Origin of the sequence: Nocardia gipuzkoensis, from assembly GCF_021183645.1 — a bacterium.
Classification (GTDB): Bacteria; Actinomycetota; Actinomycetes; order Mycobacteriales; family Mycobacteriaceae; genus Nocardia; species Nocardia abscessus.
The window spans coordinates 5,424,370-5,446,799 of record NZ_CP089225.1 but is presented as its reverse complement, the minus strand read 5'-3'; the positions used below and the strand labels follow the sequence as shown (position 1 = coordinate 5,446,799).

General features: G+C 69.9%; 26 protein-coding genes. 12 read left to right on the top strand and 14 right to left on the bottom strand.

Annotated elements, in window-relative coordinates; all coding sequences use genetic code 11:
• Window positions 1-578: 578 nt before the first annotated feature.
• Window positions 579-1,253, top strand: a complete 675-nt coding sequence (locus LTT66_RS24810) for an SIMPL domain-containing protein (protein WP_233060866.1) — start codon at window positions 579-581, stop codon at window positions 1,251-1,253.
• 53 nt (window positions 1,254-1,306) lie between these two features.
• Here LTT66_RS24810 and LTT66_RS24805 read toward each other — a convergent pair whose 3' ends face one another.
• Entirely contained in the window at window positions 1,307-1,672 is a 366-nt protein-coding gene (locus tag LTT66_RS24805) for a VOC family protein (protein ID WP_233060865.1), read from the bottom strand.
• Window positions 1,673-1,693: 21 nt separating this feature from the next.
• Window positions 1,694-1,993, bottom strand: a complete 300-nt coding sequence (locus tag LTT66_RS24800) for a DUF1330 domain-containing protein (RefSeq protein WP_233060864.1) — start codon at window positions 1,991-1,993, stop codon at window positions 1,694-1,696.
• A gap of 89 nt (window positions 1,994-2,082) precedes the next feature.
• Between LTT66_RS24800 and LTT66_RS24795 the strand changes: the two genes are divergently transcribed.
• Window positions 2,083-2,886: an enoyl-CoA hydratase gene (locus tag LTT66_RS24795; protein WP_233060863.1), complete on the top strand. Its 804-nt coding sequence runs from the start codon at window positions 2,083-2,085 to the stop codon at window positions 2,884-2,886.
• A gap of 4 nt (window positions 2,887-2,890) precedes the next feature.
• On the opposite strand, the gene LTT66_RS24790 is transcribed toward LTT66_RS24795, so the two are convergent.
• Both LTT66_RS24790 and LTT66_RS24785 read right to left on the bottom strand, forming a co-directional pair.
• Complete coding sequence (locus tag LTT66_RS24790; protein WP_233060862.1) at window positions 2,891-4,336, bottom strand: class I SAM-dependent RNA methyltransferase; 1,446 nt, start codon at window positions 4,334-4,336, stop codon at window positions 2,891-2,893.
• A gap of 19 nt (window positions 4,337-4,355) precedes the next feature.
• Window positions 4,356-6,344 carry an APC family permease gene (locus tag LTT66_RS24785; protein ID WP_233060861.1) on the bottom strand — a complete coding sequence of 663 codons (1,989 nt, stop codon included), beginning with the start codon at window positions 6,342-6,344 and terminating at the stop codon, window positions 4,356-4,358.
• Between the two features lie 161 nt (window positions 6,345-6,505).
• Between LTT66_RS24785 and LTT66_RS24780 the strand changes: the two genes are divergently transcribed.
• Complete coding sequence (locus tag LTT66_RS24780; protein ID WP_181722107.1) at window positions 6,506-7,171, top strand: potassium channel family protein; 666 nt, start codon at window positions 6,506-6,508, stop codon at window positions 7,169-7,171.
• 2 nt (window positions 7,172-7,173) lie between these two features.
• Complete coding sequence (locus LTT66_RS24775) at window positions 7,174-7,845, top strand: potassium channel family protein (RefSeq protein WP_043694450.1); 672 nt, start codon at window positions 7,174-7,176, stop codon at window positions 7,843-7,845.
• Window positions 7,846-7,895: 50 nt separating this feature from the next.
• Here LTT66_RS24775 and LTT66_RS24770 read toward each other — a convergent pair whose 3' ends face one another.
• The 3 genes from LTT66_RS24770 to LTT66_RS24760 form a co-directional block, all read right to left on the bottom strand.
• Window positions 7,896-8,522: a sigma-70 family RNA polymerase sigma factor gene (locus tag LTT66_RS24770; RefSeq protein ID WP_233060860.1), complete on the bottom strand. Its 627-nt coding sequence runs from the start codon at window positions 8,520-8,522 to the stop codon at window positions 7,896-7,898.
• Between the two features lie 166 nt (window positions 8,523-8,688).
• Entirely contained in the window at window positions 8,689-9,381 is a 693-nt protein-coding gene (locus LTT66_RS24765; RefSeq protein ID WP_233060859.1) for a DUF3159 domain-containing protein, read from the bottom strand.
• Between the two features lie 3 nt (window positions 9,382-9,384).
• Window positions 9,385-9,762, bottom strand: coding sequence for an OB-fold nucleic acid binding domain-containing protein (locus LTT66_RS24760; protein WP_233060858.1), 378 nt, complete (start codon window positions 9,760-9,762; stop codon window positions 9,385-9,387).
• Window positions 9,763-9,894: 132 nt separating this feature from the next.
• On the opposite strand from LTT66_RS24760, the gene LTT66_RS24755 reads away from it, so the two are divergent.
• On the top strand, window positions 9,895-10,590 hold the full coding sequence (locus LTT66_RS24755; protein WP_233060857.1) for an alpha/beta fold hydrolase: 696 nt from the start codon (window positions 9,895-9,897) through the stop codon (window positions 10,588-10,590).
• A gap of 10 nt (window positions 10,591-10,600) precedes the next feature.
• Here the strand turns inward: LTT66_RS24755 and LTT66_RS24750 are convergent, their stop codons facing one another.
• Both LTT66_RS24750 and dut read right to left on the bottom strand, forming a co-directional pair.
• On the bottom strand, window positions 10,601-11,458 hold the full coding sequence (locus LTT66_RS24750; RefSeq protein ID WP_233060856.1) for a DUF3710 domain-containing protein: 858 nt from the start codon (window positions 11,456-11,458) through the stop codon (window positions 10,601-10,603).
• Window positions 11,459-11,463: 5 nt separating this feature from the next.
• Entirely contained in the window at window positions 11,464-11,964 is a 501-nt protein-coding gene (gene dut, locus LTT66_RS24745; RefSeq protein ID WP_181722112.1) for a dUTP diphosphatase, read from the bottom strand.
• 73 nt (window positions 11,965-12,037) lie between these two features.
• Between dut and LTT66_RS24740 the strand changes: the two genes are divergently transcribed.
• A complete protein-coding gene (locus tag LTT66_RS24740) occupies window positions 12,038-12,529 on the top strand; it encodes a DUF3093 domain-containing protein (RefSeq protein WP_233069386.1) in 492 nt (163 codons plus the stop codon).
• Between the two features lie 23 nt (window positions 12,530-12,552).
• On the opposite strand, the gene LTT66_RS24735 is transcribed toward LTT66_RS24740, so the two are convergent.
• Window positions 12,553-12,855 carry a DUF4193 domain-containing protein gene (locus LTT66_RS24735; protein WP_039799153.1) on the bottom strand — a complete coding sequence of 101 codons (303 nt, stop codon included), beginning with the start codon at window positions 12,853-12,855 and terminating at the stop codon, window positions 12,553-12,555.
• A gap of 376 nt (window positions 12,856-13,231) precedes the next feature.
• Between LTT66_RS24735 and cei the strand changes: the two genes are divergently transcribed.
• Complete coding sequence (cei, locus tag LTT66_RS24730) at window positions 13,232-13,909, top strand: envelope integrity protein Cei (RefSeq protein ID WP_233060855.1); 678 nt, start codon at window positions 13,232-13,234, stop codon at window positions 13,907-13,909.
• On the opposite strand, the gene LTT66_RS24725 is transcribed toward cei, so the two are convergent.
• The gene (locus LTT66_RS24725) at window positions 13,910-14,812 is read right to left on the bottom strand and encodes an inositol monophosphatase family protein (protein ID WP_233060854.1); all 903 of its coding nucleotides are present in this window, start codon (window positions 14,810-14,812) and stop codon (window positions 13,910-13,912) included.
• A gap of 197 nt (window positions 14,813-15,009) precedes the next feature.
• Between LTT66_RS24725 and ppgK the strand changes: the two genes are divergently transcribed.
• From ppgK to LTT66_RS24710, 3 genes are all read left to right on the top strand, one after another.
• On the top strand, window positions 15,010-15,768 hold the full coding sequence (gene ppgK / locus LTT66_RS24720) for a polyphosphate--glucose phosphotransferase (protein WP_181722115.1): 759 nt from the start codon (window positions 15,010-15,012) through the stop codon (window positions 15,766-15,768).
• A gap of 192 nt (window positions 15,769-15,960) precedes the next feature.
• The gene (locus LTT66_RS24715; protein ID WP_181722116.1) at window positions 15,961-17,337 is read left to right on the top strand and encodes an RNA polymerase sigma factor; all 1,377 of its coding nucleotides are present in this window, start codon (window positions 15,961-15,963) and stop codon (window positions 17,335-17,337) included.
• A 271-nt stretch (window positions 17,338-17,608) separates the two neighbouring features.
• The gene (locus LTT66_RS24710) at window positions 17,609-18,361 is read left to right on the top strand and encodes a rhomboid-like protein (RefSeq protein ID WP_233060853.1); all 753 of its coding nucleotides are present in this window, start codon (window positions 17,609-17,611) and stop codon (window positions 18,359-18,361) included.
• On the opposite strand, the gene LTT66_RS24705 is transcribed toward LTT66_RS24710, so the two are convergent.
• Both LTT66_RS24705 and LTT66_RS24700 read right to left on the bottom strand, forming a co-directional pair.
• Window positions 18,362-19,546, bottom strand: a complete 1,185-nt coding sequence (locus LTT66_RS24705; protein WP_195095571.1) for a cation:proton antiporter — start codon at window positions 19,544-19,546, stop codon at window positions 18,362-18,364.
• A 4-nt stretch (window positions 19,547-19,550) separates the two neighbouring features.
• Window positions 19,551-20,033 (bottom strand): cation:proton antiporter regulatory subunit, encoded by a 483-nt coding sequence (locus tag LTT66_RS24700; RefSeq protein WP_043694470.1) that lies wholly within the window; start codon window positions 20,031-20,033, stop codon window positions 19,551-19,553.
• Between the two features lie 93 nt (window positions 20,034-20,126).
• On the opposite strand from LTT66_RS24700, the gene LTT66_RS24695 reads away from it, so the two are divergent.
• Together LTT66_RS24695 and LTT66_RS24690 are read left to right on the top strand one after the other, a co-directional pair.
• A complete protein-coding gene (locus LTT66_RS24695) occupies window positions 20,127-21,323 on the top strand; it encodes a sensor histidine kinase (RefSeq protein WP_233060852.1) in 1,197 nt (398 codons plus the stop codon).
• Window positions 21,320-21,967 carry a response regulator transcription factor gene (locus LTT66_RS24690; RefSeq protein WP_233060851.1) on the top strand — a complete coding sequence of 216 codons (648 nt, stop codon included), beginning with the start codon at window positions 21,320-21,322 and terminating at the stop codon, window positions 21,965-21,967. The genes LTT66_RS24695 and LTT66_RS24690 overlap by 4 nt, the downstream gene beginning before the upstream one ends.
• Here LTT66_RS24690 and LTT66_RS24685 read toward each other — a convergent pair whose 3' ends face one another.
• Window positions 21,968-22,327, bottom strand: coding sequence for a DUF952 domain-containing protein (locus tag LTT66_RS24685; protein WP_233060850.1), 360 nt, complete (start codon window positions 22,325-22,327; stop codon window positions 21,968-21,970).
• Window positions 22,328-22,430: the final 103 nt, after the last annotated feature.

Here is a 22,430-nt window from a genome sequence, read left to right as displayed (position 1 = left end):
GACCGACAAGGCGTCGAAATGTGAGCCTCGACATACGGTACCCGGCCTAGAGTGACAGGGTGGTGCAGCCCGAGCAACTGGTCTCGCGGACCGTCGAACCCGGTGGGGTTGCGCGCAGGCCCGCCGATGCCGGTCGGCGGCGCCGAGGCGGCCGTCCCGGAACGCCGGACCACCGCGTTATTCGAACTTGCTGCCAGGCAACACGATTCGTTCGCCGATTGCCCGGACTCCGCCGAGGGCCGGAGCTACGGAAGATCAATTCGGGCGCGACGACCACCGCCTCGCCGATCGCTGACCACCACCTCTGCGCCGTTCCGAGCAATTCCGGTGCTGCTCCTCGGACTCACCGGGGCGAGCCGACCGCGTGCGGCGGTCCACGCCGCCGCGGCGCGCACCGGCGACCGCGAGCGCGCCCTCGGCGACATGCCGCGCTCGCCCGGCATACTCCGCGCCTGGAGCCCCCGGCGCTCGATCCACGCGGGATCGACGCGGTCAGCGCGATCGCGGCACGCCGCGGCGGCTGGTGAACAGGCACGATGGTGCGGTACGGATCGACAGCGACCGACGAGGAGAGTCCGGTGAGCAAGAAGAACGAGTCGCGTGCGGGCAGCGTCACGACCTACGGGCACGGCACCGCCCGCGCCACTCCGGACCTGATGCGGGTGACGATCTCCGTCGAGTCGCGAGCGAGCAAGGTCGCGCTCGCCTACAGCCAGGCCGGTGCGCGCGTCGCCGCGGTCGCGCGGTCGCTGCGATCCGACGGCGTCGACGGCGCGGACATCGCCACCAGCGGACTGTCGGTGCAGACCGAGACGGTGTGGACCGAGGGCCAGGGCAACCGCATCACGGGATACCTCGCCACCACGTCGCTGACGGTCGCGTTGCGCGAGATCGGCGAGGATGCCGATCCCGCCCCGGGTACCGTCATCGCCAACTGCGTCGATGCGGGCGGCGACGACGTCCGTCTCGGCGGTCTCGTCCTCACCTTCGCCGACCAGGAATCGTTGCTCACCCGGGCCCGCGACGCCGCGTGGGAGAACGCCATGGCCAAGGCCGAGCAGTACGCGCGGCGCGCGCAGCGCTCGCTCGGCAAGGTCCTGGAGATCACGGAGAACACCGCCTCCGCGCCGCCCGTCCCGCGCGCGCAGTCCATGTCCGCCCCGATGGAGGCCTATCGCGCCGCCGCCATCCCGGTCGAACTGGGCGAGAGCGAGATCTCCGCGGGCATCCGCATCACCTGGCAGTTGGACTGACGACCGGTCATCCCGGTACGGCACCCCGCGACCGCACGACGGTCCACCGACTATCAGTCGGCCAGGAACTCCACCCGGTTGCCCACCGCGTCGTGCGTGTGGAATCGTCGCCGCCCCGGAATCTCCGCCGGATCGGCCCAGACGACCGGGTACCCGGCGGCCGACACCGCTTCGGCGGCGGCGTCGATGTCCACGACGAACGCCGGGTGCGCCTTGGTGGCCGGGCGGAAGTCGGCCGCCACGCCGATATGCAGTTCGCCGTCCGGACCGCCGCGGCCCGGGACGCGGAACCAGTAACCGCCACGGGCGGCCAGCAGCGGCGGCTTCGGCAGCTCGGGCCACCCGAGCACGCCGGTGTAGAAGCCGCGCTGCCGGCCCTCCGCGCCTGCGGGGCAACATAATTGGACGTGATGGATCACCGTTCCATCATGCCGGACGCCTCACGACCCGTGGCCGAGTCCGCGCACCAGCAGGCTGACCGTGTCCGCTCCGGCATGACGATCCTTCGAGATCTCCTGATACTCCGGCGATTCGGACCAGGCCCGGAAGGACGGCTCGTCGGGGAAGGACATCAGCACCACCTTCTCGCGGTCGGTGACGCCCTCGATGGTCTGCGGGGATTCGTCGGCGGCCAGCAGCGTGCCGGAGTACCGGAGAAAGATGTCCAGGAATTGTGCCTGATAGCGATCGTAGGCGCTGCGATCGGTGAACTTCAGCTGCGCAATTACGTACACGGTCATGCCAGTGACTCTAATTGGACGTCCACGCGAATTCGCCGACGCGGCGGGCCGGGCTGCCTATATTGAGGTCGCAACCGATCGGAGGTCGTATGTCGTTCGTGCTCATCGACACACCGCGGCCGCATGTCGCCCTGGTGACGCTCAACCGGCCCGAACGGATGAACGCGATGGCGTTCGATGTGATGATTCCGCTGCGCGAGGCGCTCGAGCAGGTGCGCGCCGACAACGACATCCGCGTCGTCGTGCTCACCGGCGCGGGCCCCGGCTTCTGCTCCGGCGCCGACCTGACCAGCGCTGGGCAAGTGCCGAACGTCGACGGGCTGACCGTCACCAGCGTCGCGCGACGCTCGATGGATCTGCTCAACGACGTGATGATCACGCTGCGGCGGATGCACCAGCCGGTGATCGCCGCGGTCAACGGCGCGGCCATCGGCGGCGGGTTCTGCCTGGCCGTCGGCACCGATATCCGGATCGCCGCCGCGGACGCGTATTTCCGCGCGGCGGGCATCAACAACGGGCTCACCTCGGCCGAACTCGGCATCAGCTATCTGCTACCGCGGGCCGTCGGCGCGTCCAGGGCATTCGAGATCATGCTGTCCGGTCGCGACGTGGACGCGGCCGAAGCCGAACGCATCGGCCTGGTCTCCCGCACGGTCGCGACGGCCGAGCTGCTGGACACCTGCTACGACCTGGCCGAACGCATCATCGGCTTCAGCCGGGTGGGCACCGAGCTCACCAAGCGCATGCTGTGGAGCGGCATCGAGGCGGGCGGATTCGAATCGCACATGCAGCACGAGGGCATGGCCCAGCTCTATGTCCGCCTCACCACCGGCAATTTCGACGAAGCGATCCGCGCTCGCCGTGACCACCGGCCGCCGGTCTACGAGGACTGATCGCTCATCGCTCCAGCAGAGCGAGGCATTCGACGTGGTGCGTCGCCGGGAACGCGTCGAAGGCGCGCAGATCGGCGAGCCGGTAGCCCCCGGCCTGATACAGGCCGAGGTCGCGGGCGAACGCGGCGGGATCGCAGCCCACGTGGATGATCCGGGTCGGCCCGCCCGCGGTGACCGCACCGACCACCTCCTTGCCCGCGCCCGCGCGTGGCGGGTCGAGCACGACGACGTCCGGGGCGGCCGCGCCGATGTGCTCGAGCACCCAGCGCTCCACCCGCTGGGTACGCAGCTGGACCCACGGCAGATCGCGCAGCGCGGCGGCGCCGTCGGCCACCGCGGACCGGGCGGATTCCACCGCGAGCACCGCACCGGTGCGCCCGGCCTGCTCGGCGAGGCGCGCCGCGAAGACCCCCGCCCCGCTGTAGAGGTCCCAGGCCCGGCCGCCGGGCCCGAGGCCGGACCACTCCGCGACCAGATCCGAATAGCGTTGCGCCGCACCGCGATGCGCCTGCCAGAAGCCCGTCGCCGCGACCTCCCACCGGCGGCCCGCCACGTACTCGGCCGCGCGCCCGGTGCCCTCGAACACCCACTCGTCGCGCGCCGCGTGCGCCGCGGCACGGCGTGCCGAGGCGTCGCGCCTTTCGTCACGCCGGGCGAACTCCCCCGCGGTCCATTCCCCACCGCGCCGATCGCCGCCGCCGTGCCGTGCGCCGCGGTGATCACGGCTGTGCGGCCGTTCGCGCCGGCCGCTTCCGGCACGCCGGTCCCGGCCACCCGGATCGGATCGCCGCCCACTCCCCCCGGGCCCGCGCCGGTCCGCGCCGCGGCTGCCCGGCTCGGCCTCCACGGCGGGCGCCAGCTCGACGATGTGCCGGATCCCGTCGCCGTCCACGGCGATCACCAGGTCGGCCCCGGGCGTCCACTGCCGGTCCGCGACTCCCTCCAGCGCCCCCGCCACCGGTTGCGGGCACCGGAGATCCGCGATCACGTCGGTGCTGCGATAACGGTGCACGCCGGCCCGTCCGCGCGCGTCGACCGCGAGCCGCACCCGAGTGCGCCACCCGCCGATCGCATCCCCCGGCACGATCGGCTCCACCAGCACTTCCCGCTCGATGCCGGCCAGCCGCCGCAACTGCTCGGCCACCACCGTGGCCTTCAACGCGCGCTGGGCCACCGGCGTGGCGAACGAGAAATCACAGCACCCGGCGCCACCGGGACCGGACACCGGGCAGGTGGCAGGCACCCGGTCCGGCGACGCCTCGAGCACCTCGACCGCGTCGGCCCGGCAGAACGAGCCGCCGCGATCCTCGGTGACCCGCACCCGCACCAGTTCGCCGGGTAGCCCGTGCCGGACGAACACCACCCGTCCCTCGTGCCGTGCGACGCAGAAGCCGCCGTGCCCCGGCGGGCCGAGCCGCACCTCGAAGGTGTTTGTCCGCCAATCGCTCATCCCGGATGCTCCGTCGGCGTCATGTCCGGTCCCCGTACCCGCGTCGCACCGCGCCGGGAGCGTTCACCACGCCGGGCGTCTTCGCCCGCGTGGACGAGCTCAGCTGCCACGGCACGCTGGTCACCATCACGCCGGGCTCGAAGAGCAGCCTGCCCTTCAACCGCAGCGCGCTCTGGTTGTGCAGCACCTGCTCCCACCAGTGGCCCACCACGTACTCGGGGATGAACACGGTCACCACGTCGCGCGGAGCGTCCTTGCGCACCCGCTTCACGTAATCGAGCACCGGCTTGGTGATCTCGCGGTAGGGCGATTCGATCACCTTGAGCGGCACCGTGATGTCGCTGTTCTCCCATTCCCGCACCAGAGCCCTGGTGTCGGCCTCGTCGACGTTCACCGTCACCGCCTCCAGCGTGTCGGGGCGGCTGGCCCGCGCGTACGCCAGCGCGCGGCGGGTCGGCAGGTGCAGCCGGGAAACCAGCACGATGGAGTGCGAACGACTGGGCAGCACGCCGTCCCACTCGTGCTCGTCCAGCTCCCGCGCGACCGAATCGTAGTGCCGGCGAATCAGTTTCATGACCACGAAGATCGCGACCATGGTGAAGATGGCGATGTAGGCGCCCGCGAAGAACTTGGTGATCAGCACGATCACCAGCACCGCCCCGGTCGCGGTGAGACCGACCGCGTTGATCACCCGCGACCGCTTCATCCGCGCGCGCTGCGCCGGGTCGGTCTCGGTGCGCAACAGACGGGTCCAGTGCCGCAGCATGCCGGTCTGGCTGAGCACGAACGAGACGAACACACCGACGATGTAGAGCTGGATCAGCTTGGTCACCTCGGCGCCGAACAGCACCACGAACGCGATGGCCGCGCCGGAAAGGAACAGGATGCCGTTGCTGAACGCGAGCCGATCGCCTCTGGTGTGCAGCTGGCGCGGCAGGTAGCGGTCCTGCGCCAGGATCGAGCCGAGCACGGGGAACCCGTTGAAGGCGGTGTTCGCGGCGAGCACGAGGATCAGCGCGGTCACCGCCGTGATGAAGAAGAACCCGAGCGGGAACCCGGAGAACACGGATTCGGCGAGCTGGGCGATCAGCGTCTTCTGCTGATAGTCCGGCGGCGCGCCGGTCAGGTCGTCGATGTTGTGCGCGTACACGACGCCGATCTTCTGGGCGAGGACGATGATGCCCATCAGCAGCACGATCGCGATCGTCCCCAGCATCAGCAAGGTGGTGGCGGCGTTGCGCGACTTGGGTTTGCGGAAGGCGGGCACACCGTTGCTGATCGCCTCCACACCGGTCAGCGCTGCGCAGCCGGAGGAGAACGCGCGCGCGATGAGGAAGGCGAACGCCAGACCGTAGAGGTGCTCGTGCTCGGCGTTCAACCCGAAGCCGGCCGATTCGGCGCGCAGTTCCTCGCCGAGCCCGAAGATCCGGAACAGACCCCAGCCGAGCATCAGGAACATGCCGAAGATGAACGCGTAGGTCGGAATGGCGAACATGGTGCCCGATTCCCGCACGCCGCGCAGGTTGATCGCGGTGAGCACCGCGATCGCCACGACCGCGAACAACACTTTGTGGGTGGCGACGAACGGGATGGCCGAGCCGATGTTGGACGCGGCCGACGAGATCGACACCGCGACGGTGAGCACGTAGTCGACCAGCAGCGCGCTGCCGACGGTGAGGCCCGCGTTCGGTCCGAGGTTGGTGGTGGCGACCTCGTAGTCGCCGCCACCGGACGGGTACGCGTGCACGTTCTGCCGGTAGCTGGCCACCACCACGGCCATCACGAAGGCGACGGCCAATCCGACCCACGGCGCGTAGAGATACGCCCCGACCCCGGCCGCCGACAGCACGAGGAAGATCTCTTCGGGGGCGTAGGCGACCGACGACATGGCATCGGAGGCGAACACCGGGAGCGCGATTCGCTTCGGCAGCAGCGTATGGCCCAGCGAGTCGCTACGGAAAGGCCTGCCCAGCAGCACTCGCTTCGCTGCCGTCGTCAACTTGGACACTGGAGCGAGCATAGGCCCCCGCACGGTGGATCGCGCGCGTGGCTCGCAGGTTTGCTCGCCTGCTGGAGGGGGAACGTGGCCGGTGGAATCATTCGACGGGTAGCGTTCGACCGAACAGCAGAGCAGACCGAACACCATGGTTCCAGGAACGAGGTTGCACGGTGTACGTAGTGATCATGGGGTGCGGGCGCGTCGGCTCGTCGCTGGCCCACGCCCTGGTCCGCGTGGGTCACGAAGTCACCGTCATCGATCGGGACTCCAGTTCCTTCCTCCGCCTGGGATCGGATTTCCCGGGTGAGCGCGTGACAGGCGTCGGATTCGATCGAGATGTGCTGATAAAGGCGGGAATCGAGCGGGCGGACGCGTTCGCGGCGGTCTCCTCCGGCGACAACTCGAACATCATCTCCGCACGGGTCGCCCGGGAGATGTTCGGAGTGGAGCGGGTAGTCGCCCGCATCTACGACGCCAAGCGCGCGGCCGTCTACGAGCGGCTGGGCATCCCGACCATCGCGACGGTTCCGTGGACCACCGACCGCTTCCTGCGCGCGCTCATCGGCGACACCGGCACCACCACATGGCGCGACCCGACCGGAACAGTTGCTGTGACGCAGCTGACGTTGCACGAAGAGTGGTATGGCCGCACCGTGCGCGACTTGGAGCAAACCGTCGCGGCCAAGGTGGCGTTCATCATCCGGTTCGGCCAGGCGCTGCTCCCCGACCGCAAGACCATCATCCAGGCCGACGACATCGTCTATGTGGCCGCCGCGTCCGGCACCGTGGGCGAGACCGTCGCCCTGGCCGCGAAGCCCCCAGCGAGCGAGGACTGAACATGAAAGTGGCCATCGCCGGAGCAGGCGCCGTCGGCCGATCGATCGCCAGGGAACTCCTGCGCGGCGGGCACCGGGTCATGCTGCTGGAGCGTCAGCTCGAGCACATCGAGTCCGCCGCGATCCCGGACGCGGTCTGGGTGCACGCGGACGCGTGCGAACTGGCGCTGCTGGAGCAGGCCGGGCTGGAGACCTACGAGGTGGTCATCGCGGCCACCGGTGACGACAAGGCGAACCTGGTGCACAGCCTGCTGGCCAAGACCGAGTTCGGGGTGCGCCGGGTGGTGGCGCGGGTGAACGACCCGCGCAACGAATGGCTCTTCGACGGCTCCTGGGGCGTGGACGTCGCGGTGTCCACACCCCGGCTGCTCGCCTCCCTGGTCGAGGAGGCGGTTTCCGTCGGAGATCTGGTGCGCCTGATGACGCTGCGTCAGGGCCAGGCGAACCTGGTGGAGATGACGCTGCCCGCGGACACCGCGCTGGCGGGCAAGCCGGTGCGCACCCTGACGCTGCCGCGCGACGCCGCCTTGGTGACCATCCTGCGCGGCGGGCGGGTGATCGTCCCGCAGCCGGACGATGCGCTGGAAGGCGACGACGAGCTGCTGTTCGTGACCTCGGTGGAGGCCGAGGAAGACCTGCGGGTGGAACTCGCCAATCACGGCATCAGACCGTAACTCCCCGTACACGGCCGGACGCGCGTCCTCGGCGTGGCACCACCCGAGGACTACGCGGCCAGTTTCAGCTCCGCGCGCAGCTTGTTCAGCGCGCGATGCTGCATCACGCGGACCACGCCCGGGCTGGTGCCGATGGCTTCCGCGGTCTGTGCCGCCGACCAGCCCAGCACGATGCGCATCACCAGCACCTCACGGTGCGCCGGCGCCAGCACCTTCATGAGTTCCTTTGTGGCGGCCCGCCGTTCGGAGGCCAGTGCCCACTCCTCCGGCCCGGGGGCGGAGGACGCGTAGTCCGGGACGTCGGCCATCGGGTAGGCGGGGTGCTGCTGCGAGCGGCGGAACGCGTCGGCGACCTTGTTGGCCGCGATGCCGTAGACGAAGGCCAGGAACGACTTGCCCTGGTCGCGGTAGCGCGGGATGGCGTTGACGGTGGCCAGCAGGATTTCCTGCACCACGTCGTCGGCGGTGACCTGCAGATGGGCCGTGTTGCCCAGGCGCGCACCGCAGTAGCGCCGCACCAGCGGGTGCACGATCCGGATGATCTCGGTGACCGCCCGGCGGTCGCCCGCGGCCGCCGGACCGATCAGCTTGTCCAGTTCGGCCGATATCCGCCGGCTCTCCGAGAGAGCGGGGTTGTGGGTCTTGGGCAGTGCCGCGGTCTTGTGCTCGGTAGCCACGTCCGAGTCCTTTCTTGCCGATCAGTGCGTGTTTTCGGTACGCATAGATCGTCTGATGAACTCGGGGCGGTAACCAGGCACCCCAGGGTGGGGAAGCACCCACCTCGGCGGTGGGACTTCTCCCACCCCTGTGGTTTTCGCCGGGCGACGGCGGAGGGTTAACGGCTCAGGCCGGCCCGGTCGCGGCCATCGACTTGGTGGGCAGGTGACCGGCCCGCCGCACCGCCCAGACGGTGACGCCCAGCGCCACCGCGGTCAGCGGCCAGCCCATCGCGATGCGGGCGAACGCGAGCCAGCCGGTCCGGTCGGTGTCATAGAGCTGCGACTGCACCAGGTAGCGGGCGCCGAACACCACGATCCACGTGGTGGTGGCCAGATCGTAGAGGCGCACCGCGCGCGGATCGGATCGCCAGTCCGAGCCATGGCCGTTCAGCACGCCCCAGATGACGCCGACCAACGGCCGACGCACCAGGATGGACCCGAGGAACACCGCGGCGTACACGAGGCTGGTGTAGATGCCGAAGAGGAAGAACCCCTTCGCCTCGCCCATCCGGTAGGCGATGAAGGCGCAGATGCCCACGCCGAAGAAGCCCGAGATGGCGGGCTGGATGGGATCGCGCCGCACCAGACGCCAGATCAGGATGGCGGCGGCCACCCCGAGGGCCGACCAGATCGCGACGGTCAGACCGGCGACGCTGTTCACGGGAACGAACACGACAACGGGGAGAGTCGAGTAGATCAGGCCGCTGAAGCCGCCGAGTTGTTCGAGGAGGGTCTGCTCGGCACGGTCCTCGTCACGGTCGGGCCGGTCCAGCCCGGTGCGGTCGTCCGATCCTGCGTTGTCGTCGCTCAATGGCATACGTCAGCTGTTCCCGCGCAATTCGTAGTAGGGGTTGAAGATCACTTTGCGGCCGTCACGGTCGCCCACCCGGCCACGGACCAGGATGCGCCGCCCCGGCTCGATGCCGGGAATGCGCCTGCGCCCGATCCAGACCAGCGTAATCGCGTCCGTGCCGTCGAAGAACTCGGCCTGGACGCTGGCACCGGCCGACTTGGGACACGCCTCGACACTCCGAAGCCTACCGAGCATCGTGGCCTCTTCACCGCGCCGGCACTCCGACGCGCGACACGCTCCTGAGGCCTCGGATGTCTCGGCCAGCTCTTCGGCGTCGAGCTGATCGATGTCTTCGGTCAGTTTGCGGCCCAGACGTCGGAAATATCCTGAGGCAGCGGATGACATTGTGCACGCTCTCCTGCATAGAGCAGATGGCGTGGGTCGCACACCATCGTGGGGGATCCGATCCGCACGACCTGCTGAGGCCGTACACCGCCACTGTAGATGGGCCGGGCCACCCCCGCTACGCTCGGACCGATGTTCGACTCCCCACATCCCGCACGCGTCGTGGCGCTGCCCGGCACCGGATCCGACGCCGATTTCGCCAGGCGCGCCTTCGGGCCCGCGAGCGCCGCGCGCGGCCTGGATTTCGTCGCCGTGGAACCGGATCCGCGGCGCGTGGTCGCGAGCTGCCGGGCCGCGCTGGCGGCTGCGGCGCAGGCGGGCCCGGTGCTGGCGGCGGGCATCTCGCTCGGCGCCGCGATCGCGCTGGAGTGGGCGGCCGAGCACCCGGACGACGTCGTGGGGGTCGTGGCGGCGCTGCCCGCGTGGACCGGATCCGACACCGCCTCCTGCCCGGCGGCGCTCAGCGCGGCGGCGACCGCGGCGCAGCTGCGCGCCGACGGCCTGGCGGCGGTGACCGACCGGATGCGGGCGAGCAGCCCGCGGTGGCTGGCGGACGCGCTGACCCAGTCGTGGCGCGCGCAGTGGCCGGACCTGCCGCGGGCGCTGGAGGAAGCCGCCGACTACAAGTGGCCGGACGCCGAGCGCCTGGCCACCTTCGAACTGCCGATCGTGGTCGTGACCGCGGTCGATGACCCGGTCCATCCGGTGGCGGTGGCCGAAGAGTGGGCAGCGCTGGCCCCGCGCTCACAGCTGCATCGGGTCACCCTGGACGAACTCGGCGCCGACCCCGCGATCCTGGGACGCGCGGGGCTCGGCGCCTTCCGGTGAGTTCGATCGCTCAGTTCAGGCCGAGCTGCTGCATGGCCGATCCATCCGCACCGCGCCGCGGTCCCTGCGGCATCCGCGGCACCACCGGCTGCGCACCGGTCTGCGCCGCGGCCTGCGCGGCCATCGCCTGCTGCTGAGCCTCCACCTGCTGCTGATGCGCCGCGGCCAGCTGCTCGGACAACTGCTGCGGCAGCACCACGGGCAGCGGCTCCCGCACCGGCAGCGGATCCTCGCCCCGCCGTACCACCGTCTCGCTCAGGATGGCGCGCGCCGCCTTGACCAGCGGGCTACCGTCGTTCGCCGCGCCCGAGGGGCCCGCGGCGACCAGACGCACCATCCAGCGATAGCCGTCCACGCCGATGAAACGCAGATCCGCGCCCTCGGTCAGCGCCAGCAACTCCCGGCCCCACGGCCCGTTCTCGATCGAGACCCTGGCGCCGTCCTTGCGCAGCGAGTCGGCGAGGTCCGCGGCGACCAGACGCCATTGGCCCGAAGTCTTGGGCGCGGCGTAGGCCGCCACGGTGATCCGGCCGTGCTCGGTGGCCAGGTGCACCGCCTGCGGCTGGCCCTCCGGGGTCATCTCGACCTGCAGCTGGCCGCCGGGCGGGACCGGCAACAGCACCGATCCGAGGTCGAGCCGCTGCTCGGACACCGTCTCGAGCAGTTCGGCGACCTCGTCGTAGTCGTACGGGCCCGGCTTGCCCTGCGGCCGGTCGACGGTCAAGTCGACGCCCTCGTACGAGCGCTCGTCGGTGGGCGCGTCGTCGTAGAACTCGTCGTCGTACTCCGCCTCGTACGCGGGCTCGTAGTCGGCGTAGTCGTACCGGTCGTCCACGGCCCGGCTGGACTTGTTTCTCTTTCCGAACATTCCCGTCATGCCTCCTTGCCGGTCGTCCGGCCCGCCCCGTTCGTCTGCTCGGTCAGGCTCGCGTGGCCGCCGCTGGAGCCGTAGCCCCCCGCCCCCCGGGTGGTCTCGTCGAGCGAGTCGACCTCCACGAAATCCACCAGTTCCACTCGCTGCACCAGCAGTTGCGCGATCCGGTCACCGCGACGCAGCTCGATCGGCGTGCGCGGGTCGTGGTTGATCAGGCACACCTTGATCTCGCCCCGGTATCCCGCGTCGACGGTGCCCGGCGTGTTCACCACCGATAGTCCGGTCTTGGCCGCCAGACCCGAGCGCGGATGGATCAGGCCGACCGTGCCGACCGGCAACGCCACGGCGACACCGGTGCCGACCACCGCCCGCTCCCCCGGCTCCAGGATGACGTCTTGCGTGGTGCACAGGTCCACGCCCGCGTCGCCCGCATGGGCGCGCGTGGGCACGGGGATGCCGGGGTCCAGCCGCAGCAAGGATATGGGTGAAAGTGCGCTCACGTTGGACGAGCCTACGCGTAGGCTGTTTGCCCTCGTGACTTAGTGTTGACTCGTGTCGGACCAGCCCAATCCCATGACCACGGACTCGAAAAAGCGGCCAGCGCACCTGTACCGGGAGCGCCTGTGGGTGCCGCTGTGGTGGTGGCCGGTGGCCTTCGCCATCACCGGGTTGCTCGCGGCGGAGATCCACATGGGCGCACCCGGGTTACGCGCGTGGCTGCCCTATGCGCTGTTGTTCCCGGTGCCGGTCTGGGTGTTGCTGTGGCTGAGCCGCCACCGCGTCGAAGTGGCGCCGGACGCGAACGGCACACCGGAGCTGCGCGCCGATCGCGCACATCTGCCGGTGAATTTCGTGGCCCGCGCGGCCGCTGTCGCCCCCAGCGCGAAAAGCGCGGCGCTGGGCCGCCAGCTCGACCCCGCCGCCTATGTCCAGCATCGCCCCTGGGTCGGGCCGATGGTCTTGCTCGTGCTCGACGACCCCGACGATCCGACGCCGTACTGGCTGGTCAGTACGCGGCGGCCCGAACGGGTCCTTGCCGCGCTCGGTATTCCGAGCGCGGGCTGACACTGTGCTCGATCTCGTCGAGATCAGGCGGCGCAATCCATGCAGATCATCTGGCCGCCCTTCTCGCTGGCCAGCCTGCTCCGGTGATGTACCAGGAAACAGCTGGAACAGGTGAACTCGTCGGCCTGCTTCGGGATCACCCGAACCGTCAGCACTTCCTCGGACAGGTCGGCGCCGGGAAGCTCGAACGACTCCGCGGTATCGGATTCGTCGATATCCACGACGGCGGACTGTGCCTCGTTACGACGAGCCTTCAGCTCCTCCAGCGAATCCTCCGACACATCGTCGGATTCGGTGCGCCTCGGTGCGTCATAGTCGGTTGCCATGTCGTCTTCCCCTCGTCCTAACTCCGTATATCCCGGACCGGTCCGCTCACACCCGATTCCTGCCGGAACCGCCGCGACCGGTACCGCCCCGCCGGTGGTGCACGTCACACGTACACCGGTCGCCTATCAGGGCGGATCGTGCCGATCCACTCCCGATAGCGCTGGGTAAACGCAGGACATGCCCTTCTTGTTCCCGCGACCGACCACTGATTTCCGCACCGGCGATTCGATCTGGGCCGCCAGACAATAGCGGACCCCGGAGGAAAAGTCGCAATCAAAACACAGCCGAGTCGAAAATGAGGGGCAATCGACACCGTCTGGGGAACGCACCGAGACCTTGCGCCGCCACCCCGCCACATTTTCGTAGAGTGTGCTGGTGGTTTCACTGATCACCGAAGGTACCTCGACGGATCCGCAAGGTCGTCCGTTCCTGCGTCGCCGCCCCCAGCCCTGGCTCGTCATGCTCGGCGTTCTCGCTCTGATCTGCGGGATCGTCTGGATCAAAGCCCTCACGACGCACGACACCGACTACACCGCGATGGCCTGCAACTCGCCGAGCCCGGCCTCGGATCCCGGTGCGCCGCAACCGCCTCCGCTCGGCCAGCGAGTCGGCTCGGGCCGGTTGCAGGACGTGGAACCCGCGCCGCTGGCCGCGAGCAGGGTGCGCGTGCTGAACGCGAACAACCAGCGTGGTCAGGCCGCGCACGTCGCCGCCCAGCTCGGCGACCTCGGTTTCGCGAGCGCGCCCGGCACGCAATACGGCAACGATTCGGTATACGTCAACGGCGACCTGGAGTGCACCGGGCAGATCCGCTTCGGCGTGCACGGCCGTCCGGCCGCCGCGGCCGTGCAGCTGGTCGCGCCGTGCGCCGAGCTGATCGAGGATCAGCGCGGCGACGAGACGGTCGATCTGGTGCTCGGCTCGTTGTTCCGGGACATCCGGCCCAGCAACGACGCCGAGGAGGTGCTGCGGTCGCTGAAGAACCCGGCGCCGGGCAACTCCACCTCGATCGATATCAAATTGCTCGACGCCGCGCGGCAAGCCCGCTGCTGATCAGCGGTCCGGGATCGGCTCGGTAGCGCCGACCCGGGCCAGCAGTTCCCCGAGTTCGTCGGCGATGCCGGGCGCGGCGGCCACCACCAGGTCGCCGTCGGCGCCCGGCGCCGTGGCGGGCGGAAGCGTCAGCCGCGCGCCGGCCTCCGCGGCGATCAGCGCGCCCGCGCCCCAGTCCCAGGCGTTCAAACCGTGCTCGTAGTAGGCGTCCACCCGGCCCGCCGCGACGTGGCACAGATCCAGCGCCGCCGCGCCGAAGCGGCGGATGTCGCGCACGTGCGGCAGCACCTGCGCGGCCAGTTCCGCCTGCCTGCTCCTGCGGTGGCTGCCGTAGGCGAATCCGGTGGCGACCAACGACATGGCGACCGTTTCGACCGGCGTGCAGCTGAGGTGCTCCACCACGCCGTCGGCGTCCACACGCAGCGCACCGAGCCCGAGCCCGGCGCTGTAGGTGGCCGCCCGCGCGACGTCCACCACGGCGCCCGCGACCGGTCGCCCGCCGCGCAGCGCCGCCACCGACACGGCGTAGCCGGGAATGCCGTAGAGGAAGTTGACCGTGCCGTCGATCGGGTCCACCACCCAGTGCACGGTGTCCGCGCTCGCGTCATCGATGCTGCCGCCGCCCTCCTCGCCGAGGATCGGGTCGCCGGGGCGCTGTTCGGCGAGCAGTCTTCGGATCAGTTCTTCGGTCTCGGTGTCCACGATGGTCACCGGGTCGGTCGCGTGGCCCTTGGACTGCACGGCGCCTTCGGCGTGCGCGCCCCCGGGCCCGAACACCTCGGGGCGGCGGGCGCGGACGTGCGCGGCGGCCGTCTCGGCGATGTCGACCGCGACGCGGCGCAGGTCGGCTTCGTCGCCACGCGCGACGATCGAGACGAACGAGTCGGAGGTGTAGTCGGACACTGACGATGAGGTTTCCGGCACGCCTTCCATCGCATCACATATCCTCGCCGAACGCCCAGCCTCGCAGTCCGATTACTCTTGTCGTGCACGACACAGCGCCGTCGTCGGGCATCCCACTCGCAGCGCCCGCCGGGGCGTCGTGGGCCCCGTGCAGCGCTGTCATCACACCGGCCAGCACAGGGAACGAGGGGTTAGTCATGTCCGCTCGGGGGCACGCATTCGGCATCGATATCGGCGGCAGCGGCGTCAAGGGCGCCGTGGTCGATCTGGCCACCGGCGAATTGGTCCACGAGCGGATCAAGATCGCGACGCCGCACCCCGCGACACCGTTCGCCGTGGCGGAGGCGGTGGCCGAATTGGTCGCCCAGGCCGGGTGGAGCGGTCCGGTCGGCCTCACGCTGCCCGCCGTGGTGATCGGCGGCGTGGCGCGCACCGCGGCCAACATCGACAAATCCTGGATCGGCACCGACGCGCGGGCGCTGTTCTCCGCCGCGCTCGGCGGCCGTCCGGTCACCGTGCTCAACGACGCGGACGCCGCGGGCATGGCCGAGGACCGCTATGGCGCGGCGCGGAATTTCACGGGCCTGGTCATGTTGCTGACCTTCGGCACCGGCATCGGCTCCGCGTTGCTCTATCACGGCACGCTGGTGCCCAACACCGAACTCGGCCACCTCGAGATCCAGGGAATGGAGAGCGAGCACCGCGCGGCGGCCTCGATCAAGGAACGCAACGGGCTGAGCTACGAGCAGTGGGCAGCGCAGGTCAGCCTCGTGCTGACCACGCTGGAAAACTTGTTCTTCCCGGTCGTCTTCGTCGCGGGCGGGGGCATCAGCCGGGACGCCGAGCAGTGGATCCCTCTGCTCACCAACCAAACCCCCGTCATCCCGGCACGCCTGAGGAACACCGCGGGCATCGTCGGCGCGGCCATGGCGATCGCCGGGGGCATCGCGCCGTGAGGCGCGCGCATACCGCGAGGATGCCGTTCCCGGCATCGTGCCGTAGGTACCCTGGTTAGATCGTTACAATGGAACGTGCCCGGCTGAGCCGGAGAAACCCCGACCGGCCCTCCGCCGGTGAAACCCGACAGATCGCTCCGCCGGAAACCACTCTGGCGTGACGCCGCACGAGACCGTCACGAAAGGGCGTACGTGGTAGCCACGAATACCCGTCAGACCGCCGAATCGGCCGATGCCGACTCCGCAGATGTAACCGAAGCACGGCCGGTCCGAAAGGCTGCCGCGAAGAAGGCTCCGGCGAAGAAGGCCGCCGCCAAGAAGGCGCCTGCCAAGAAGGCCGCGAAGGCGGCCAAGGCTCCTGCGAAGAAGGCCGGCACCAAGAAGGCGGGACCGGACGGTGAGCCCGGCGCCGACGAGGCGATCGAGGACGAGTCGCTGGACCTCGACGATCTCGGCGATCTGGAAGTCTCCGAAGAAGACCTCACCGAGGGCGACGAACTGGTCGACGTCGCCGAAGAACCCGAGACCGAGGAAGCCGGGGCCGCGGCCGACGAACCCACGGCGGCGGACAAGGCCTCCGGCGATTTCGTCTGGGACGAAGAGGAGTCCGAGGCGCTGCGCCAGGCCCGCAAGGACGCCGAGCTCACCGCCTCGGCCGACTCGGTCCGCGCCTACCTCAAGCAGATCGGCAAGGTCGCGCTGCTCAACGCCGAGGAGGAGGTCGAGCTCGCCAAGCGGATCGAGGCAGGCCTCTACGCGGCGGAGAAGGTGCGCGAGTTCGCCGAGCAGGGCGAGAAGCTGCCGGTCGCGATGCGCCGCGACTACAACTGGATCGTCCGCGACGGCAACCGGGCCAAGAACCATCTGCTCGAGGCCAACCTGCGTCTGGTCGTCTCGCTCGCCAAGCGCTACACCGGCCGCGGAATGGCCTTCCTCGACCTGATCCAGGAGGGCAACCTGGGTCTTATCCGCGCGGTGGAGAAGTTCGACTACACCAAGGGCTACAAGTTCTCCACGTACGCCACCTGGTGGATCCGGCAGGCCATCACCCGCGCCATGGCCGACCAGGCCCGCACCATCCGCATCCCCGTGCACATGGTGGAGGTCATCAACAAGCTCGGCCGCATCCAGCGCGAGCTGCTCCAGGACCTCGGCCGTGAGCCGACGCCGGAGGAGCTGGCCAAGGAAATGGACATCACGCCGGAGAAGGTGCTGGAGATCCAGCAGTACGCGCGTGAGCCCATCTCGCTGGACCAGACCATCGGCGACGAGGGCGACAGCCAGCTCGGCGACTTCATCGAGGACTCCGAGGCCGTGGTCGCGGTGGACGCGGTGAGCTTCACCCTGCTGCAGGATCAGTTGCAGTCGGTGCTGGAGACGCTGTCGGAGCGCGAGGCGGGCGTGGTCCGGCTGCGCTTCGGTCTCACCGACGGCCAGCCCCGCACCCTCGATGAGATCGGCCAGGTCTACGGGGTCACCCGGGAACGCATCCGCCAGATCGAGTCCAAGACCATGAGCAAGCTGCGCCACCCCAGCCGCTCCCAGGTCTTGCGCGACTACCTCGACTAGGTCGCATCGCCTCGACGCCCGTATTCGTCGTGCCGCTCGATATTTCCGGCGGCCGGCGGATGCGGGCGTCGCGCATTCCGGCGTCAGCTCACGCCGCGTAGCCCACCTCCTCGGGAGATTCGTTCCCGCGCCTCGAGTGCGCTGCTAACGCTGAGAGTCGATCAGACTGTCGGCAGGCCCCCGAAGGCCGCTGCCGCGGCGCCGGTCCCGTGACGGAGCGCACAGGCCCCCTTTCGGCGGGTGTGAGTTCGAACCGGGCAGACTGCGGGGGGTGGTTGCCCCCACTTCGATGCCGAGCCTGCCGCGGTCGCCGTGGACGCAGACCGCCGAATTGCGCGAGATCTGGTCCCGGCTGCGCCGCCCCGGCTCGCCGCGGCGGATCCTGCCCGCGATCCGGGCGCATCTGGGCGCCGCGCCCGCGAGCACCGCGTACGCGTTCACGCTGTTCGTCACTTGGTGGACGCTGCGCGGCGTCGGCGACGCGGTCGAGCGCAGACTGATCTTCTCGGCGTCGACCAACCTCTACAACATGCGGCACAACCCGGTGCAGGTGCTGGTCGCCTCCGCGTTCTGGACCGAGGGCGGGTTCCCCTGGACGACCATCGCCGGATTCCTGGTCGTGATGGCCTACGCGGAGCGCTGGCTGGGTACCGCGCGCTGGATTCTGCTGTTCGCGACCGGGCACATCGGCGCGACCCTGCTGACCGTCACCGCCGTCTCACACGCCATCGACCGTGGCCTCATACCACTGCGGGTGGCCGTCGCCGCGGACGTGGGTACCAGCTACGGCTTTTCGGCTGTGCTGGCGGCCCTGGCGTTCCGATTCCGTGGCGCGGTGCGCCTGATGTGGGCCGGATCGATCATCGTGGCGCTCGGCATGGCGCTGTGGATCGAACCGACGTTCACCGACTACGGCCATCTGTGCGCGGCCGTGATCGGGCTGGCGGCCGGGGCGACCGCGAGCCTGTTCTGGCGCCGGCTGGAACGGACCGCCGCGCGCAAGTCCGGCTCCGCGCGGAACTGATCAGGAGACCACGGGCTCGGGACGGCCGCGGTGCTGCAGCAACGCGACCATCGGCTCCACCACACGCGCCGCGATCGGACCGAGCACCGCCATCAGCAGTACGTAGGTCGACGCGAGAGCGGTGAGCTGCCCGTCCATCGCACCCGCGCTGACCGCCAGTCCCGCGATGACGATGGAGAATTCGCCACGGGCGACCAGGGCCGCGCCCGCCCTGGCCCGCCCCATCGGACGGATGCCCTCGCGCGCGGCCGCCCACCATCCGGTCGCCATCTTCGTCACGAGGGTGACCGCCGCCAGCGCGATCGCCCAGCCGAGCACCGGCGGGATCGCTCGCGGCTCGGTGCTCAGCCCGAACGCCACGAAGAAGATGGCCGCGAACAGATCCCGCAGCGGTTCGAGCAGCTTCGCCGCCGCGTGCGCGGTCGAGCCGGAGATGGCGATGCCGAGCAGGAACGCGCCCACCGCCGCGGACACGCTCAGCGCCGAGGAGACACCGGCCACCAGCAGCGCAGCGCCGAGCAGCGTGAGCAGGAAGACCTCGCGGTCGGCGCTGTCCACCACCGACGACACATAGCGCCCGTAGCGCAGGGCCACCACAAGCACCAGCGTGATGGTGATCAGTGCCAGCGCCAAGGCGCGCAACCCGCTGACCCAGCTCAGCCCGGCCAGCACCGTGGTGAGAATGGGCAGGTAGACCGCCATCGCCAGATCCTCGAACACGAGGATGGACAGGATCACCGGCGTCTCCCGGTTACCCAGGCGGCCGAGGTCGTCGAGGACCTTCGCCACGATGCCGGAGGAGGAGATGTAGGTGACGCCCGCCAGCGTGATCGCGCCGTTGACGCCCCAGCCCAGCATCAGCGCCACCACCGCGCCCGGTGACGCGTTGACCACGATGTCCACCAGGCCGGCCGGCCACGACCGGCGCAGCCCGGTCACCAACTCCGCCGCGGTGTACTCCAGGCCGAGCAGCAGGAGCAGCAGCACGACACCGATCTCACCGGCGACGTGGCCGAAGTCGTAGGCGGCCCTGAGCTCGATGACACCGCCTTGGCCGAAGGCGACGCCGCCCAGCAGGTACAGCGGGATCGGTGACATTCCGACACGACCGGCGACACGCCCCAGCATGCCGAGAACGAAAAGAACCGCTCCGAGCTCGATCAGGGCGAGCGCGGTGTCCGTCACGTGCTCAGCCGTGCGTCATGATCTTCGCGGCGGCGTCCAAGCCCTCCGGAGTGCCGACCACCACGAGCAGGTCGCCCGCGGTGAAGGTGAAATCGGGGCCCGGCGAGGGATGCAGCTGGCCGGCCCGCATGACCGCCACGATGGAGACCTTCGTGCGGGTGCGCATCTCGGTCTCGCCGAGGGTGCGACCGTCGTACGGAGAGTCGTCGCCGATCGGAAGCTGGCGGGTGGTGATCCCGGGCAGGTCCCGATGGTCGTCGTTGAGCTTCGCGACCAGTTGCGGCGCGCCGAGCAGGTTCGCCAGGACCGCCGCTTCGTCGGTGGTCAGCGGGATCTGCGCGGCGCAGGCGTCCGGATCGTCGAGCTTGGAGACGATCAGGTCGATATCACCGTCGCGGTGGGCGACCACGCCGATGCGGCGACCGGAACGTACTTCGAAATCCTTGCGGACACCGATTCCGGGTAGTGCGGTGACGTCGACGTTCACGCCCTCCAGATTAGCCGGATACGGGCGGAGATCGACGGATCGGTCATCACTTCGGCGGATGGCGCGTCGCGGGCGCTGTGTTGTGATGGAGGCGTGCGGCGGTGGTCGGAATTGCCGGAGCGGACGCGGGATGCGCTGGGTGCGGTCCTCGCGTTCACCGGCGGCGCCGCGCTGTACCTCACCGGCCTGTCCACGATGACCGATCGGGGCGTGCACCTGCCGCTGTGGGCGCGCTTCGGTGTGCTGGTCGCGTTGTGCGCGGCGACGTTCTTCCGTCGCCGGTATCCGACCACGGCCATGCTGTACGGCCTGCTTCCGCTGGCGGTGGACATCTGGCTCGGCGCCACGGTGCCGGTCTGGATCATCTACGCCGACCTGATCTACTCGGCCGTGCTGTACGCCGGGCGACGGGCCTCGCGGATCACCGCTATGGCCTGGTCGGTGTTCTCCGGCATCGCCGTGGCGCTCACACTGGCGTCGACCGGCAACCTGCGGGCGGTCGCGCTGGCCCTGGTGGCGGTGTTCAGCTTCGTGGCGACCCCGATCTGGGGGGCGAACTCGGTTCGCACGCACAAGGAGATGGCGGCCGCCGAGCGCACCCGCGCGCAGGCACTGACGCTGGTCGCCGAGCTCGACCGCCGCGCGGCCATCGCCGACGAGCGCACCACCATGGCCCGCGATCTGCACGACGTGATCGCCGGGCACCTGTCGGCCATCGCCCTGCACTCCGAGGCGGCGCTCGGGGTGCTCGGCCGCGGCGGCGCCGATCCCGCCGTGGCCGGGATCATGCGGTCCATCCGCGCCGACAGTGTCAGCGCGCTGCACGAGATGCGCACGATGATCGGCTTGCTGCGCAGCGACGGCGACGCGGCGACGGAGACCGCCGCGCCGCGTACGCTCGCCCAGTTGTCGATTCTGGTGGATGCCGCGCGCGCGGCCGGGATCCCGGTGCGGGTGCGCACGGCACTGGACGGCGCCGCGCTGCCCAGCGCGGTCGACCAAGCCGCCTACCGCATCGTCCAGGAGGCTTTGACCAACGCCATGAAACACGCCCCAGGCCAGGAGGTCTGCATCGACGTGCGGGCCGAGGAGGAGACGCTGAGCATTTCCGTTCGCAACCCGGCCGTGCCCGCACGGCCGTCCGGCGCCGGGGCGGAAACCGGGCGCCGCGGCCTGGTGAACATGCGCGAGCGGGCCGCCGCGCTCGGCGGAAATCTGCGCGCCGGACCGGATTCCGGCTGCTGGGAAGTCCTGGCCAGCCTGCCGCTCGGCTCCGCAGGTGCCGCATGACGATTCGAGTGGTGATCGCCGACGACCACGCGGCGATCCGCGCGGGCCTGCGGATGATCCTGGACGTCGAGGACGATATCGAGGTGGTGGGCGAGGCGGCCGACGGCGACGTCGCGGTGGCGCAGGCCAGAGCGCTGCGGCCGCAAGTGGTGCTGATGGACATCCGGATGCCCGGTGTGGACGGGCTCACCGCCACCGAGCGGATCACCGCGGGCGGCCTGGCCAAGGTGCTGATCCTGACCACATTCGACTTGGACGAGTACGTTTTTCGCGCGCTGCGCGCGGGCGCCTCGGGGTTCGTCCTGAAATCCGCGTCGGGACAATCGCTGGTCGAGGCGGTGCGCACGGTCGCGGCGGGCGACGGCGTGCTCGCTCCGGAAGTCACGCGGGCGGTGATCACGGCGTTCGCCGCGACGAATCAGGCTGCCGCGCAACCGGCTCCGCCCGGGCTCGGCGAACTCACCGAACGGGAACGAGAAGTGCTCGACTGTCTCGGCGACGGACTGTCCAACGCGGAGATCGCGGGCCTGCTGTTCATCGGCGAGACGACCGTCAAGACGCATGTCTCCCGGGTGCTCACGAAACTCGGTGTGCGGTCGCGGGTTCAAGCCGCCATCCTGGCGCGCGAGATCCGCGACCGGTAGTCACGCCGCGAGGGGGGCGAATATCCCGTCCGCGCCGGGCAGGTACTGCTCGACTCCTGTGACCGCGCCCACCGGCAGTGGGCCGTACAGGTGCGGGAAGAGCATCGATTCCGGATCGGTCGCAACGCCCGGCTCCCACTCGATCGGCGACCCTACCCGGCGCGGATCTATGCGCAACAACACCAGATCACGCCGTCCCACGAACAAGCGGTTCGCGGGCAGGTGGACCTGCCGCGGCGACGAGAGATGGATGAACCCCGTCTCGGCGAGCGAGGGGGCACGGTACTCCCCCGTTTGCCGAGCGGAAAGCCATTCACCCAAAGTGCATAGGTGAACAAGCGTGTGAGTGTCATAGGTCACGGGTAATCTCCCAGTAGACAACTGGATCGGTCGATCGAGGGTGTGACGCAGTACACATCGACGGCATGACCTGTGGCGTTCGCCCGTAGCGAAATCCCAGGTC

What these genes read in the sequence shown, in the direction of transcription:
- LTT66_RS24800 (WP_233060864.1), bottom strand. Translation starts at nt 1,993, where the DNA reads ATGACCGTGTACGTAATTGCGCAGCTGAAGTTCACCGATCGCAGCGCC.
- LTT66_RS24795 (WP_233060863.1), top strand. Translation starts at nt 2,083, where the DNA reads ATGTCGTTCGTGCTCATCGACACACCGCGGCCGCATGTCGCCCTGGTG.
- LTT66_RS24790 (WP_233060862.1), bottom strand. Translation starts at nt 4,336, where the DNA reads ATGAGCGATTGGCGGACAAACACCTTCGAGGTGCGGCTCGGCCCGCCG.
- LTT66_RS24775 (WP_043694450.1), top strand. Translation starts at nt 7,174, where the DNA reads ATGAAAGTGGCCATCGCCGGAGCAGGCGCCGTCGGCCGATCGATCGCC.
- LTT66_RS24765 (WP_233060859.1), bottom strand. Translation starts at nt 9,381, where the DNA reads ATGCCATTGAGCGACGACAACGCAGGATCGGACGACCGCACCGGGCTG.
- LTT66_RS24760 (WP_233060858.1), bottom strand. Translation starts at nt 9,762, where the DNA reads ATGTCATCCGCTGCCTCAGGATATTTCCGACGTCTGGGCCGCAAACTG.
- LTT66_RS24755 (WP_233060857.1), top strand. Translation starts at nt 9,895, where the DNA reads ATGTTCGACTCCCCACATCCCGCACGCGTCGTGGCGCTGCCCGGCACC.
- LTT66_RS24750 (WP_233060856.1), bottom strand. Translation starts at nt 11,458, where the DNA reads ATGTTCGGAAAGAGAAACAAGTCCAGCCGGGCCGTGGACGACCGGTAC.
- LTT66_RS24740 (WP_233069386.1), top strand. Translation starts at nt 12,038, where the DNA reads ATGACCACGGACTCGAAAAAGCGGCCAGCGCACCTGTACCGGGAGCGC.
- LTT66_RS24735 (WP_039799153.1), bottom strand. Translation starts at nt 12,855, where the DNA reads ATGGCAACCGACTATGACGCACCGAGGCGCACCGAATCCGACGATGTG.
- ppgK (WP_181722115.1), top strand. Translation starts at nt 15,010, where the DNA reads ATGTCCGCTCGGGGGCACGCATTCGGCATCGATATCGGCGGCAGCGGC.
- LTT66_RS24690 (WP_233060851.1), top strand. Translation starts at nt 21,320, where the DNA reads ATGACGATTCGAGTGGTGATCGCCGACGACCACGCGGCGATCCGCGCG.